7 protein-coding genes are annotated in these 15,975 nt (G+C 33.7%); 1 reads left to right on the top strand and 6 read right to left on the bottom strand.

The features are described 5' to 3' along the window. Positions 1-20 precede the first annotated feature (20 nt). The 4 genes from STERM_RS08590 to STERM_RS08575 all read right to left on the bottom strand — a co-directional run bounded on the left by STERM_RS08590 (position 21) and on the right by STERM_RS08575 (position 5,135). Positions 21-1,934, bottom strand: a complete 1,914-nt coding sequence (locus tag STERM_RS08590; RefSeq protein WP_012861199.1) for a hypothetical protein — start codon at positions 1,932-1,934, stop codon at positions 21-23. Positions 1,935-1,956: 22 nt separating this feature from the next. After that, positions 1,957-2,556 (bottom strand): metallophosphoesterase family protein, encoded by a 600-nt coding sequence (locus STERM_RS08585; RefSeq protein WP_012861198.1) that lies wholly within the window; start codon positions 2,554-2,556, stop codon positions 1,957-1,959. Between the two features lie 224 nt (positions 2,557-2,780). After that, a complete protein-coding gene (gene era, locus STERM_RS08580; RefSeq protein WP_012861197.1) occupies positions 2,781-3,662 on the bottom strand; it encodes a GTPase Era in 882 nt (293 codons plus the stop codon). Positions 3,663-3,830: 168 nt separating this feature from the next. Beyond that, positions 3,831-5,135 (bottom strand): deoxyguanosinetriphosphate triphosphohydrolase family protein, encoded by a 1,305-nt coding sequence (locus tag STERM_RS08575; protein ID WP_012861196.1) that lies wholly within the window; start codon positions 5,133-5,135, stop codon positions 3,831-3,833. A gap of 304 nt (positions 5,136-5,439) precedes the next feature. On the opposite strand from STERM_RS08575, the gene STERM_RS08570 reads away from it, so the two are divergent. Next, a complete protein-coding gene (locus tag STERM_RS08570) occupies positions 5,440-7,038 on the top strand; it encodes an oleate hydratase (protein ID WP_012861195.1) in 1,599 nt (532 codons plus the stop codon). 137 nt (positions 7,039-7,175) lie between these two features. Here STERM_RS08570 and STERM_RS08565 read toward each other — a convergent pair whose 3' ends face one another. Together STERM_RS08565 and STERM_RS08560 are read right to left on the bottom strand one after the other, a co-directional pair. Beyond that, the gene (locus tag STERM_RS08565; RefSeq protein ID WP_041310619.1) at positions 7,176-7,454 is read right to left on the bottom strand and encodes a GNAT family N-acetyltransferase; all 279 of its coding nucleotides are present in this window, start codon (positions 7,452-7,454) and stop codon (positions 7,176-7,178) included. Positions 7,455-7,757: 303 nt separating this feature from the next. Continuing rightward, entirely contained in the window at positions 7,758-15,548 is a 7,791-nt protein-coding gene (locus tag STERM_RS08560; RefSeq protein WP_012861193.1) for an autotransporter domain-containing protein, read from the bottom strand. Positions 15,549-15,975 lie beyond the last annotated feature (427 nt).

Raw genomic sequence — 15,975 nt, 5'->3', positions numbered from 1 at the left:
TATTAGTAACAATTATTATATCAGATATAGGTCTGCTCTTCGACGCAGGATTCTATATTTTTACAGTTATTCAGATAATCAAGTGCTATATCCAGAATATTCAAAAACAGGAAATCCGGTGATGCCGATACCCCGTGATCAAGTATTTTTGCATAAAAATCCAGAAAACTCATATTTTCTTTTTCTTTGTCAAAGCTTCTCAAAATTTCGATTGTTTTATAATTTTTTACAACATAACCCGTACCGGATAAAGTTTTCATATTTCTTTCCAAATCAAAGATAAACTCTTTCTCTCCGGTTATTTTCATTGCTTTTTCCAATTTTGAAAAAGTAGAATAAATATTTATTCCGTCATATTTATAATAAATTTTTTCAAATTTCTGCAGATTTTTTTTGGAAGTAAATTTTTTTTGAAACTCATCATATCTTTCATCTGTTAATATCTCTGACACATTATCCGTTCTGAATTTTTTCCCAAACCAGTTTAGTGAAAATATTGACTCCACTTCTTTTATTTTGGAATAATTCAGATTTTTTTTCTCTGATGCCAGTATTTTCTCATTTTTTAAAAGATAAAAATATTCTTTTTCCACTGTATAATAGACGTCGATGGCCTTAGCATAAGAAACACTGCTTTCTGCTATACCGTCAATTATATTTATATAAATTTCCACTATATAATTCAAAATGGTATTTTTCCAGTCGACAAGCCTTTCCTCGCCTTTATCGCCGTAATAGTAATGGAGTCTTCTAAAATTATATATTGATTCAAATATTCTTTTATCGTTTCCTGTGAACAGCTTCAGATATCTGCTGTATTTTTCGGGAAGCTTTTTCACTTTTATCAAAAAATATTTCAGGATATGTATATATACCTCTTCATACCATTTTTTTACAGCATTTGCAAAGGTCTCTATTTTATAAATTTTACGAAAATTTTCTATCATTTCATAAGTAAAATCATTGTATTCAAAATCTATTCCGGTTATTTTAAGAAGAATTTCATTGCCTTCTATCCGTTCACGCGGCAGCTTCATCTCCCTGTCAGTTTTACGAAGCTTCAAAAAATCTTTTCTTCTTTCATCAGGAATGATACATTTATTTGCCAGCGAGATATCCTCATTTGTCTTTACCATATTTACAAAATCAATGACAGCGTAAAGATACCCCTGATCACCCTGCTTTTCCCTACTTATAAAATATTTATGATCCAGTACAAATATAAATAGATCATTTATATTAAAGCCTTCATAATACTCTGTCATAGAATTAGATTCCAGAATACCTGTAATGCTTTTGAAAATATCCCTGTACCAATATCTTGCAGCTTCTTTATACGTACATTCCAAAGCTTTTTTTTCTTCAAGAAATTCCTTGTATGACTTTATCTCTGTATCCAGTCTTTCATATTTTCCATGTTCCGTAAAAATTATGTCCTGTATATCTGTTTCCTTTTCAAAAATAAACCTTTCCCTGTATACAAGATCTTCAGTATCCTCGCCGGAAGGAAGAAATTCAGTGACCTCTGCCTCTATAGTCGGAAAATTCAAAAATTTCGCCACTGATACACGGTGATTTCCGTCGTAGACATAGTAAGTATCTTTTATTTTATAAAGAATTACCGGGGGAAGAGATTCTTCCTTCATACAGGCCACATAAATTTTTGTCCATCTTTCCTTGATAACCTCATTTTTCGGAACAAAGTTTTTATCAAAATCCTTGTATTTTTCTACACTTCCTTCTATCTGCTCTAATCTTACATCCCTTATTCCGAGAACGGAACTGTTATACGCCTGTTCCTGTTTCTGTATACTCTTAAAAGACTCCAGTCCGCTTTTTTGTTTATTTATGCCAAATAATCCTTTTGATGACTTAATAAATTTCTTATATGCATTTTCCGCTTCTCTCTGTAAGTTTTCATTATACAGATCCATAACACGCTACCTCTTTATTTCTTCATTTTTCTAACTCAAGCAGTTTATATCCGAAAACATTCATTATCCTCGTATCATCCACATAAGTTTCCTGCACTGCAAGATAATTATGAAGATGAACATGACCATGAACCCATAATTTCGGTTTGAACCATTTTATTACTTTATTAAATATCTTAAACCCTTCATGAACCCTTTCGTCTATATCATGTATTCCTTTCGGGGAAGCATGAGATACTACTATATCTACTCCCCGCCATAAGCTTATAATATTTTTCATTACCTTGCATGTCATCTGAAAGTCAGTATACTGATGTTCTTTATGCGAGTAAAGCTTTGACCCGTCCAGCCCGAGAATTCTAAGTCCCTTATATTTCAAAAACTTTCCGTCTATATTCTTGGCAAATGTAATCGGATGGTCTTTATGATAAACATGGTTGCCGTTCACGTAAATAATATCTTTATCCAGTGTGGATACCAGAAAATCTATATATCTGTTTGAAACATCGCCGGCAGATATTATAAAGTCAATATCCCTGAATTTATTTTTCATTGATTCCAGATTCATATTAGAAAGAATGTCTATATCACTGACACATAAAATTTTATACTTTTTCTTCATCAATTCATTCCTTTTGATTCCCAGTATAGTTAAAACATGTTGTTGTTACTGTTTTTCAATAATGAAGTATATTTAAAATGAAAAATTTAAATTAATTAATGACTTTCAGTGCCAAATATCTGTATTTGCTTAATAAACCTTAACCATAAAATATCCGACAGCCTGTACCCTGTTATCTCCGTCTTATTTCCAATTTTCAAAATGCAGCTAAAGCACTGTGAATCTTACTCGTCATATCCGAGTTCCTTTAGAAAATCTTTTTTCTTTCTCCAGTTTTTCTTCACTTTTACCCATAAATTCAAAAAAACTTTTTTCTCAAGGAGATTTTCTATTTCAAGTCTGGCTTCTCTTCCTACCTTTTTCAGAAGATTCCCGTCCTTGCCTATAATAATTCCCTTCTGGGAATCTCTTTCCACGTATATGTTTATATCATATCTGGCTAACTTGGGAGTATTGTCTATATCTATTATTTCTATAGCTATACTGTGAGGTATTTCATCCTTTGTATAAAACAGAAGCTTCTCTCTTACTATTTCTCTTATCATTTTATTTATCGAAATATCAGTATACATATCTTCCGGATAGTACCAAACATCTGATGTAAGATATTCCCGAAGCTCGTCATATATTTTATGCATTCCTATTCCGTATTCGGCAGCTATTGTAATAATCTTATCAAAATCCCCCAGTTTTTCCTTTATTTCCAAAAGCTTATCCTGTATTTCCTGATCGCTCAGTTTATCTATTTTATTTATTACCAATACTACAGGAGTATTCACAGCTTTTACATGATCATTTACAAATTCATCGCCTGTGCTTATTTCCTGAGTCCCGTCCAGCAGAAACATTATTGCATCTACTCCTTTTAATGTTTCCAATGCTACATTAGTCATATGTTCTCCCAGAAGATGTCTGGGCTTGTGAATTCCCGGAGTATCCATAAAAATATACTGATTTTCTCCTTTATTCACTATTCCTTTTATTCTGTCCCTTGTTGTTCCCGATTTATTTGAAACTATTGCCACTTTCTCTTCAATTAGTTTATTCATCATAGTGGACTTCCCTACATTGGGTCTTCCTACTATTGCTATGAATCCTGAATGCATATTACACCTCTTTATTTAATATTAATTTTTTTCTGCCGATTATCTGGCAGTACCTTGAAGAAGCCTCTAAAACCTTGGTTTCTCCTGTTAATTTTATATTTTATTATTTCTTATATTGTACCATATTAAAAAGCACAGAATCAATAAAAACCGGAATTTCAAAAACTCTTATTCCGCCTTTTCTTTATAGCTCATGTACACTTCGTTCAGTTTATTAGTGCCGAAATATTTTTCATATAATTCTACAGTATATAAATCCATCATTCCTGACAAATAATCTATGATATTCCTTTCTTTGTCAGATTCCCAGTCTATCCGGTATTCTTCCGGAAGCAATATTCCGTTTCTGTTAAATTTTTCATCCATGAACAGCTCAAAAAGACCTCTTAAGATTATTTCACCCCGTTTTTCATATATCACAACATTACTTTCTCTGTTAATCAATTTGAATATGAGCTTTTTCAGCTCTAAAGCCAGATTACCGTATTCATTGAAGTATAATCTTCTTTCCCCGTTTTCCTCCACGCAGATAATATCCTGTATCAGATCATTTACTATATTTCCCCTTACATTTTTTCTGAAAATCTTGCTGTATTCTTCTGTTGTATTTGATTCTTCCGCTTCCTCGTGGGCATTTTCAAAAATGTTTTTTACAAGCTCATACTCTCTGCTGCTTAAATTCTCTTTTTTCAGCTGATTCATAAATTCTCTGTCATTGAAAAATTTCAGATTCAGGGCATCCTCCAGATCATGGCCTATATATGCTATTTCATCAGCAAGATCCATTATCTGTGCATCAAGCGTCATAGGCTTTATTCCTGTTTTATCCGCAATAGACTTTATTACTTCATAATCATCAGCATATAAAAATCTTTTCTGTCTTTCTGTAATTTTATTAAAAGACTTTACTATTGACAAAAGGCTTCTTTTAGACAAATTAAGGCCGTGTATTCCGCCCTTTGCCCGCTCAAGCCTTGTTAATATCCGCAGTGTCTGTGCATTCCCTTCAAAGCCCTCGAGTCCGTTTTCCACCGCAAGCCTGTCCAAAACCATCTCGCCGTAATGACCAAAAGGAGGATTTCCCAAGTCATGTGCCAGTGAAGAAAACTCTAAGACATAGTTATCCTTTATGGAATAGAAATTCTCATCCCCAAGCTCGTCAGGAAAAATACTTATAAAATAATCCACTATTCCTCTTGCTATCTGTGATACTTCTATACTGTGCGTAAGACGGTTTCTGTAATGCTCTGCATAATTAACATCCAGAAGCTGCATTTTCCCCTGAAGACATCTGAATGAAGATGAATGAATAAGCCGTGCATAATCTTTCTGATAAGGGTTTCTCTCTACTTTGCTGAGTGTCTTTTTCTTCTCTTTTTCAAGTCTCTCTTCCAATACCGGTTTATCTAACTCGGCATATTTTTCTTTCAGGTATTTAAGCAGTTTCCCGTTATTTTCCGAAGTTCTCGGCATAAATTCCCTCATTTCTGTATATAATAATTTTTTATAACTTTAAAAATTTCTCTTTTATATTATAACATAAAATCATTTTATATGCTTTATTTCGGTAAACGCTTTTTCCCGGTGTATACATATAGTTTTCTCCTTTTAAAAAATATTTTTTTAGCAATATATTACTCTTTGAAAAAACTTAGATTAACCTTAGATTTATTAGAATAAAAAATAACGTTGACTTTGAATTTTTTCCAGAGTATAATTTGTTAACAACTAGCAATTATATTCTTTTTAATCATATTAAAGACTGGAGGCTGATATTATGTCAGCAGAAAATGTGAAAAATAAAAAGGCATATTTCATAGGAGGAGGTATTGGTGCTCTTTCCGGTGCTGTTTTTCTTATCAGAGACGGAAAAATGCCCGCAGAAAACATTCATATATATGACAAGCTGAATGTAAGCGGCGGAAGTATGGACGGAAGCGGAAATGCCGATGACGGATATGTTATCAGGGGAGGCCGTATGTTTGACTATGAACAGTATCCTGCACTCTGGAATGTCCTTTCAGAAATACCTGCAATTTCAGATAAAAATATTTCAGTTTATGAAGAAATAAAAAACTTTAACGAAAGAATACAGACGAACAGCAAGGCCCGTCTTGTGGACAGAAACGGACAAATAACCGATGTTTCTTCCATGGGCTTTAATGAAAGCGACAGAATGACACTTATAAAACTTATGGCAAAATCTGAAAAATCTCTTGAAGATATAACCATAGAAGATTTCTTTTCACCTCATTTTTTCACCACTAATTTCTGGTATATGTGGGCAACTACCTTTGCTTTCGAGCCATGGCACAGTGTACTAGAGTTCAAAAGATACCTGCATATTTTCATTCATGAATTTCCAAGAATAAACAATCTTTCCGGTGTAAAACGCTCACTTTATAATCAGTATGATTCTATCATTCTGCCTGTGGAATTATGGCTCAAGGAACAGGGAGTTATATTTGAATATGACTGCGAAGTAAAAGATATAGAATTTGAAACTATTGAAAATAACGAAAAAAGTGTTTCAAAATTATATATTTCAAGAAATAATACAGATGAAACTGTATATATAAATTCTGATGATCTGGTTATTATCACAAACGGCTCTATGACTGCTGCCACTACTCTCGGCTCTATGACTTCACCTCCTGTTTTTTCCGAAACTAATCTTGGTACCTCATGGGAATTCTGGGAAAAAATATCTGCAGGAAGGCCTGAATTTGGTAATCCTAAAGTTTTTGACGGGAATATAGACCAGAGTTTTTGGGAATCATTTACTGTCACATGCAATAAAGACAATAAATTTCTTGATATGATGGAAAAATTTTCAGGCAATACCGCTGGTACAGGTGCTCTGGTAACTCTGAAGGATTCCAGCTGGCTGATGTCTGTAGTAATTGCCTATCAGCCTCATTTTCTGAATCAGCCTGAAGACGTGACAGTTTTCTGGGGATACGGCTTATTTCCTGACAGAAAGGGAGATTACATAAAAAAGAAAATGACTGAATGTACAGGTAAAGAGATACTTACTGAACTGCTCTGCCATCTGAAATTTCATGATTATGTTTCTGAAATGAAAAAAACATCAAATTGTATTCCGTGTATTCTTCCTTTTATTACGAGCCAGTTTATGCCGCGAAAAATTTCCGACAGACCCCGTGTAAGACCAGAGGGTTATAAAAATCTTGCTTTTATAGGGCAGTTTGTGGAGATTCCGGAGGGTGTAGTTTTTACTGTAGAGTATTCCGTCAGAACTGCTATGACTGCAGTTTATGATTTCCTCTCTATCGATAAGGAAATACCGGCTTATTTTAAGGGAGACAAGGACATAAAGGTGTTGTTTGATTCGTTTGTTACTATGCATAAATAAATATCTTAAATTTAGTAATACAGGTAAAAGAATATATACTTCTTTTACCTTTTTTAATTTAATTCCCATAAACCGGCTCCCATATAAAAAGAGCTGTTTTTCCAGCAGCTCTTTTAAATATCTTATTATCAAAAATTTTATTTCATTAAAACATCGTGAATATCATTGTTTTTGTCAAATATTAGTTTTGCAAACGGGCACAAAGGCAATATTTTCAGATTATTCTTTCTGGCAAAATCAACACCTGCCATCACCAGACTCTTTCCTACACCTTTTCCTTCCGCCGGAATTTCTACCACAGTATGGTCTATAATGAATTTATCATCCCCTATCCATGTATAAGTCATATGTCCCAGCATTTCATTATTTTCCCATGCTTCAAACTGTTTCTGTTCTTTTTTATGAATTATTTCCATAGGCACTCACACTCCGTTTTTAGTTTTTTATTTAAACTTCCAATGCTTTTTATAAAATTCTAATCTTCATATATTGTAATCTCTTTTTCTTAGTTTTTCATTATTTTTGTTCTTTTTATAAAAATCCCAGCATTAATATTAAAACTTCTTAAATCGGAATGATTTAAATTATTAACTTTATATTTTTATTATCTTACCTATTTTTATCAGTGTTTAAACATCATTTTTCAGAAGTACTGCTCATACAAAACAAAAAATTACACATTTTAAAAACAAGCATAACACTAATTATAATTTAATTTTTTAAAATACTGCTTTCAATGTTACTCCTGCTCTGTATTCATTTTCACTGTTATTTCCTGTTTTATATTCCCCGGTAAGAAAAATACCGTACCTGTCTTCTATTTCAACTCCTATTGTTGCTTTAGTAGTTAATATTCCTTTTTCTTCCTCTGGTTTTGATAATTTATGATAATCTGTTTCTATATTTACTAGTTTTGCATATTCTCTCTCGTTCAGATCTCCAAGCTCATAACCATATGCTACATCCAGAGCTCCTTTCAGTTTCCATTGATCCTTAAGCGGCACTTCTCCCTTTAGTTCTACTCCTGCTTTAGGTTTTACGCTCCAGGCGTCATTTCCTCTTACTTCTAAAGCCTCCAAACCATCTTCACTGAATGTCGGTCTAGTAATATACATTACATCAAGACCGCCATATGGTGTTATACTTGTATTCTTTCCTAATGTTATTTCTTTTCCAAGCTTATTATTACTTGATATGCTATACGTCTCATACATTCCTGTCATCTGTGATCTTCCGGTATTTATCCAGTCTATATTTCTGTCTGTATTATAAATACTTACCCTTCCTAATACATCATTTCTTAATATCCAGTCATTTGATCTGTATTTATTATGGAATCCAAGCTGTATCGTATCTGCATCTTCTTCACTGCTGTTTCCGTCATTCATCTCATAATTTGTATGAAAATATCCTGCCGAGTATCCGAATGTATGTTTATAAGTTCGTTCTACTTCCCGTAAAGCCTGTACTCCCACAGATTCATAATTATATCCTGTCACTCCGTCTGTATTTTCTGTCAGCTTGCCTTTTCCAGCTATTACATTTATTTTGACATTCTCTTTTGTATTATTTTTTGAGTCTTGCAGCAGATCAAGTGAATTTTCAAGTGTTCTTACTATATCATTTTCTCTCTGATTCATATTAGCATATACATTTCCGGCTAAACTCGACATTTTATGATTAAAATCACTCAATGATGTTATATTATCTATTTTATCATATATTTGTCCGGCTTTTCCCGCAGAACCATCATAATTTTTGTCCATAGCTCCGGAAAAATCCTCGAGCCATGTTCCGCTTGTATAGTCAGTATAATCTATTTTTGACATCCATACATCTAATCCCGACTCTGTAGTATCAGGAATTGCCTGCCAAGTAATAGATTCACTGATTACTGTCCCGATTCCTTCTTTCAGATTAAACAGATTCTCTAATTTATATACTGTAGAATTAGTTCCTTGTGTAAAATCTTTAGATATTGTAATATCTTTTATATTAAATCCATCCGCTATGTATTTCACTGCATCTGACACTAAAAATTTTGAATTTATATCTTCTGATGCATAGTTTTTACTTGTAATTTCTTCCTGTGTCGGTATCCTGAATGTGCTTGGCTCTACTTTTACCGCAACAACTCCTCCATACGGCACTTCAAATTTTCCGTCTACTTTTATTACTCCGGCATTAACTATCCTTGGAAGGCTGTATGTAGTCCCTGTAAATGAAGGATATATACCTGAAAGTTCAGAATAATCACTTCCTGAAACTACAGTTCCCCCAGACTGATCTGTTAATACACTTGCTGCTCCTGAACCCAAAATAATAGTCCCGGTATTTTCTAAGACAGAATTCGCTCTTAATATAATTCCGGCTGTTTGAGACCCTGAAATACTTATTGTTCCAGTGTTATATACCTTAGAATTTTTTTCTGCCAGTATTCCCACACTATTTTCTCCGGCAATAATTATAGAACCTGTATTTCTTACCACAGTATTAGTATTAGCTGCTATTCCGATTACTTCTTTTCCGCTTAATTCAATACTTCCTGTATTTTTTATTTCATATCCGTTTCCATTAGAAGCATAAATTCCCATTGCATAATCAGAAGAAGATTTTATTTGCCCTGCATTTACAATATCTCCGGATTGGTTATATGAATATATTCCGATTCCTCTTTCACCAATCTGAATATTTCCGGTATTTTCTATTTTTCCGGAATTACCGTAAATTCCCACAGCAAATCTGTTAGCCTCATTGGCTAAGTTATCAAGATCTGTTATTATGGAATTTTTTACTAAGATATCATTGTTATTAATAATATTCGTATTTTCTCCGTAAATTCCCACACCGTAATCATTTGTAGAACTGTCCAGTTTATTATTATTAACTATTTCTCCTGACTTACCATATAAAAATATTACACCATCACCTGTCGATGTTAATATCCCGTTATTTTCTATTTTTCCAGAATTTGTATAAAATCCTACATTTTCTGTACCAACGGTTAAGTTACCGTTATTTATTAATTTTGTACCGCTATTCTTAGAATAACCTAAAACACTGTTAGTTCCTGCGCTTACATTAGCTGAATTATTTATTAATTCAGCTCCGTTATCTGCAAATAACGCTACTCCTCCATTATCACCTACCGAGATATTCCCGGCTGTTACCGCAGTTCCCCCTGACTGATATACACCCACTGATTGATCCCCGAGTATTATACCGCCGTTAGTTATAGTACTGCCATTTTTAGAGTATAATCCAATTGAGTTAGTGCCGGCATTAACCGAACCGCTGTTATTAATAGTAACTCCGCCGGTTCCGTAGATCCCTATTGCTGCCGTATCAAGACTTGAAGCATTTCCTAGTTGTATACTTCCTATATTATTTACTGTTGTGCTTCCTAAAACGTTTCCTGCATTATCGGTTGTATTTATATATATACCCACTGACTGGTCTTTATCCAGAATTATTGAAGAATTATTGTTGATTACTGTTGATCTGCCTGATGTATTTAATTCTGAATAAATCCCCGTTCCTTTTTCTGTTCCTGAAATGGTACTGTTATTATTTATATTAGAATCAATTCCTGTAATTCCTATACTGTTTTCTCCGGTTTTTATTTGTCCTGAATTTATTATGTCTGTATTAACTCCATATATACCAGTTGCTCCTGTTCCTAAAATCAGATTATTATAACCTGTTATTGACGAAATTCCTTCCTGATACAGTGTCACTCCGCCTTTTGAAGCAGAGATATCAACACCATTAAAATTCATACTGCTGTTTATCAAATAAACAAGCGGTTCTCCGGAAGCCGTAAGATCAATCCCGCTGTTGTAATTAATAGTGGAATAATTCCCGTATACCATTGTCCCTGAATCTGAAATATCTATGTTTCCTGAATTTATATTTATTACAGAGTTCTCAGCATAAAATGCTACACCCATTTTACCTGTTTTTATATTACCTGTATTATTTATTACAGAACCCATCCCGTATATTCCCACTGAAGATGTTTCTGCCTTATTTCCTACAGCAATATTTCCGTTGTTGTTAATAACAGTATTTTCTCCGTAAATCCCGGTTGAATCATCGGATAAATTTATAGTTCCTGCATTTGTAATGCTGTCTGCTCCTGTTTTTATATAAATTCCTACATTACTATTTTTTGTGCTTTCAATACTTCCGACAGAAAGATTTGTAACCGACTTAATATCGTCCCCGTAGATTCCAGCTGAATTCTCACCAACAGAAATTAATCCTTCATTATAGATATCAGTATTTATATTTACCCCATAAATACCAATTCCATCATCCTTTATTTTTATTGTACCTTTATTCTGACCTCTGGCATTTGACAAATACATCCCGGTAGAACTATTGGATACTGATAAATCTATTGTTCCAAAATTATTTCCCTCATATGGATTTGATCCGGCTGTTTTCATTCCGTCTGCAAATATTCCGACTATTCCGTCTCCTTTGGAATTTACAGTAACTCCTGAATTTATGTTCATTTCCCCGTTTATAACATGACCAAGAATATTATTAGACGCAATAGTAGTATTAGCTGTGATATTTATCGTACCATTTAAGGAACGTACTCTTTCTACTACGTGACCATTTGCATTTATAGTTCCTCCATTGTCATTTATCACAGAACCGGCAACACCGTAATAGCCCACACCGTTTCCATAAAAATTCATAGTACTTCCTGTGTCAAATGTGAATGTAGAGCCTGATTCTATATATGTTCCTACTCCGTTATCTCCGTTTAAATTTATCTGTCCTTTCAGAGTGACAGTCGAATTACCGCCGATATATATTCCCGTCCCGGCTGTTATTCCGTTCCCTACATTAATTGTACCGCTGTATGAAAGGTTACTTCCGTTCGCAGCATATAACCCTACTGCATTTGATCCTCCTGATAAGTTAGTACTTAGACCTGGTGCCGAGATATTCTGCCCATTTAGATAAAGGGCAGCAGCATAGTTTGTTCCTACTGTATCACCGGTTTTTATTGTTCCGGTATAACCGTCTAATTTGGAATTTCCGACTAATGCCAGCGCTATTACTCCGTTACCATTACCGGCTCCGGCTGTTACGTCCAAGTCAGCCCATGAATCATCTATTTCAGCGTTTTTAGCATATACGCCTATCCCATAACCATTTATAGTACCTAAACTGCCTGTTAATTTCGTACCGTCATATGATGTTCCCGTATTTCCTTCTATATAATAGGCCACCTGATTTTGATTATTTGTATTCAGATCTATTATCCCGCCGCCGATTATTTCAGTACCCGAACGGCCGTATACACCCACTGAGTTCGTTCCAGTCAGATTAATATTACCATTTTGCTTTACTGTAGATTTATCAGCAAAAATTCCCACTGATTTTGTTCCTGCTACATTTATCGCATGGGTACCGGAAGATGTGTGATTTATCACTGATTCAGCTTTGCTGACAGCAGGATCTGTACTGTTGTTTGAAGCATAAATACCTAAACTGCCGTTAGAATTCACATTAATTGTCCCGCTGTTGTTTATAGCTAATTTATGTGTATCAGGTACTAATGTTTTATCTGACTCTGTTTTACCGTATATTCCTATACTTGAAACACCACTCTGTGTCAGTGTCCCTTTATTTTCAATAATTGAATTTTCCTCTCCAAACATACCTACACTACCTTGACCGGCTGCATTCACAACTCCGGCAGAATCATTTTTGGCTGTTCCGTATAATGTATACATTCCTACGGAATTATCAGAATTAATATTAATTATCCCTTTATTTATTGAACCGGTTTTAGTATTATCTATTACAACTGCTGTTGTTCCGTCACTAAAGTATTTACCATCTGCTGAAAACGATACCAATCCAGTCTTTTGCGCTGGTGTTATTGTTAATGTATTTCCATTCTCTAATGTTACATCGCTGTTTTCCGCTACATATAAATTAGTAAATAAAGACGGCTTTCCGCTTAATGGAAGCGTAATATCGCTGTCTATACTAATATGTGAATTATTGGCTGCATAAAGCATTGTGGAATCTGTTCCTAATGATGAAAATGCAGTTCCGTTCAAAGCTGTTAATGAGTCAGATATTTTCAATGTTGATTTTTCACCATATAAAAATATAGAATTATTTCCCATATTATATTGTAATGCGTTAATTTTTATTGAATCTGCTATATTGGTGTTTTTTAGCAGAATTCCTATGGAATCATTGCCTAGAGACAGCTTTGCACCTGTATTAAATGTTACTTCTGAGGTATCACCTTCTGCCAGTATACCGACACTCGTATTTGTACCTGTACTGTTACCCACTGTTATCGGACCGCTCACTGTTACAGTCGTCTTATCTCCTGCTGCTGCCGGATCACTTGAATCTTTCAGTCCTTTTGCATATATCCCGATTGCTCCGGCACCGGATATTATCTCTGACTTCCCAAATGAAGTAGAAAATCCTGTATGAATTATTGAAGCTCCATTTTCTGCATATATTCCAATTGTTCCGGCAGTATTATTTTGAATTAATCCATTATTTGTAAATGTAGAATCTATATAATCAGTACCGGCTGCGTTTTTGACTTCACGTTTCACCACCACTGCATGTGCATTTTTACCTGTTGTTGTTATCTGGCCTCTAGACTGAAATTGAGAAGCAACTACTGTATCTCTATTTAAATTTTCACCAGTACCATTCACAATATAAAATCCTATGGAATTTTCATTCTGAAGATTTGAATCATAATTTCCTAAATCTATATTTATTATTCCGGTATTAGCACCTTTACCACCTTTTAACACCAAAATACCTACTGATTTACCAGCTTTAATATCAATTAATCCCTGTTTTCTTGGTTGTCCGGCAACGCCATAGTGCAGGTCTGTACCATTACTACCAGTAGCAAATTCACTATTTACTACTACTCCATAATTTCCTTTACCAGTTATTTTTATATTTCCTGACTGATTTGTGACAGCTGCTAATGAATCTGCCGTACCTCCCTCTGATCTCACTCCGGCAACATTCAAAGCATATTCTCCAATATTTATGGTACCATAGTTTGCTAGAGCCCCGAGTCCGTATTTTTTTCCAGCCCCATCTATATAATAATCATTTGTTACCTGTGAATAAAGGCCCATTGCTCCTTCTACCAGATTGGGATTATTTCCCGGAATATTTCCGTCCCCGTTTTGATTTGGGTCACTCATTCCTATATTTATTATAGAAGTTGACTTCCAGTTAAGAGGATCCCTGATTTTATACTGCAATGAAAAGGCTGATGCCTCATCCCCCTGTACATTTATTGTCCCTACATTTTCAAGACTGCTTGAAGTCCCAGTCCCTTTATAAAACTGCCCTCCGCCGCTTATTTTATTATTTGGCACTGTCATCATTCCGTAACTTCTGTAACCATTGACATTAATAATCCCAGTTGTTGAATTACTTCCATATTCCAATATTCCTCCGGCATCAGGTCTGAGCTGAATACCCACGCTTTCAGAGGAATTTATATTTATAGTTCCGTTATTTATTATACTAATCTGTCTTGTAGAAGCTACTGTTTCATTATTTAATAAAAAAGCAGCCTGATTTTTTACAGTTCCTGTTCCGTCACCGTTTAAAATTATAGTCCCGTTATTAACAGCATTAAGTGTATTTGAAGATTTATTTTCTAATATTTCTACCCCTATATTTTTATTCCCGTTTAAAGTTAATGTCTGACCTGATCCCACCTGATAAGTTCCAGAACTGTTTTTGATACTTGAAACAGTACTGTCTGAAGTATTTACCGTTGTAGAAGTTATAGTTCCGCCTGTACTGACTCCCGTATAGTTTGTCCCTATAACTGCCGGATTATCTATCTTGAAATTTACTACTGTTATATCAGGAAGTATAATTTCAGGTACTTCTACTACACTTAATACATTCATATTAATCGGCGTAACTTCCGGAGCTGTCGGCAAAGTTATTGAATCAATTGTTATTTCAGGTAATGTTATACTTGATATGGTTACTATAGGTATTTTTATCGGTATTACACCAGGTGCATTTACCGTTATTGGCTGAACAGCTAATTTATCAATTTTTAGCTCCGGTGATATATTTAGATCTGTTATAGTTTTCATAGGTATTGTTACACCAAATTTATACTGTTTTGGTATTCTGGCCTGTGTTTCACTGTCAGTCATAATAATTTTTCCTATATTTTTTTGCTCGCCTTTTGAGTTTTCAGAGTAAAAACTGCTAAAAAATATCTGCCATTCCAGATATTCTGGTTTTACTATATAATCTCCCTGTAAATATAAGTCTTTTAGTTCTTTGTTTTTTTGCTTTAAGATATTTTCTATCAGCTTGTAATTTTCATTATTTGACTTTCCGGCTTGAACATTTTTTGTAATGTTATTATACAGTCTGTCTGTTTTAATTCCTGCTGCCTCTCCTGGTATTGCTGCTAAAGTATTTAATGCTAACAGTGTAAATAATTTTTTATTCACTTTTTCTCTCTCCTTCAATTATATCAATCTAAATGAACAATTGTATCCTCAAAATATTAAACAAACGTTCTATAGATAAATAATTATACTAATTTTCATTCTTTCTGTCAAACAAATTGATTATTTCTAGTATCACACATTTAATTATATAAATGTTTCATTTTTCTATACTATGTTTTACCTTTTTATATGATATTAAGCTTCAAATTTTTTTCTAAGTATGTTTATTATTTAAAAAAATTATCCTTCTATTAATTATAAAATCACAATATCTTTAAAAAATATTTCATTTATTTCAGCTATTGAAAACTTGACTGTAAAAATATTACTTTATATTATAAGGTCTCGATTAACATATTATAAACCGGTCTATTTTCTATACCATAATTAAAATTATGAATAACGTAAAAAAATTATTTGTTTTTGG

It is taken from the genome of Sebaldella termitidis ATCC 33386 (assembly GCF_000024405.1).
Classification (GTDB): Bacteria; Fusobacteriota; Fusobacteriia; order Fusobacteriales; family Leptotrichiaceae; genus Sebaldella; species Sebaldella termitidis.
The sequence above is the reverse complement of the archived record's forward strand: the minus strand, read 5'-3'. Positions and strand labels throughout refer to the sequence as shown.

What these genes read in the sequence shown, in the direction of transcription:
- STERM_RS08590 (WP_012861199.1), bottom strand. Translation starts at nt 1,934, where the DNA reads ATGGATCTGTATAATGAAAACTTACAGAGAGAAGCGGAAAATGCATAT.
- STERM_RS08585 (WP_012861198.1), bottom strand. Translation starts at nt 2,556, where the DNA reads ATGAAGAAAAAGTATAAAATTTTATGTGTCAGTGATATAGACATTCTT.
- era (WP_012861197.1), bottom strand. Translation starts at nt 3,662, where the DNA reads ATGCATTCAGGATTCATAGCAATAGTAGGAAGACCCAATGTAGGGAAG.
- STERM_RS08575 (WP_012861196.1), bottom strand. Translation starts at nt 5,135, where the DNA reads ATGCCGAGAACTTCGGAAAATAACGGGAAACTGCTTAAATACCTGAAA.
- STERM_RS08570 (WP_012861195.1), top strand. Translation starts at nt 5,440, where the DNA reads ATGTCAGCAGAAAATGTGAAAAATAAAAAGGCATATTTCATAGGAGGA.
- STERM_RS08565 (WP_041310619.1), bottom strand. Translation starts at nt 7,454, where the DNA reads ATGGAAATAATTCATAAAAAAGAACAGAAACAGTTTGAAGCATGGGAA.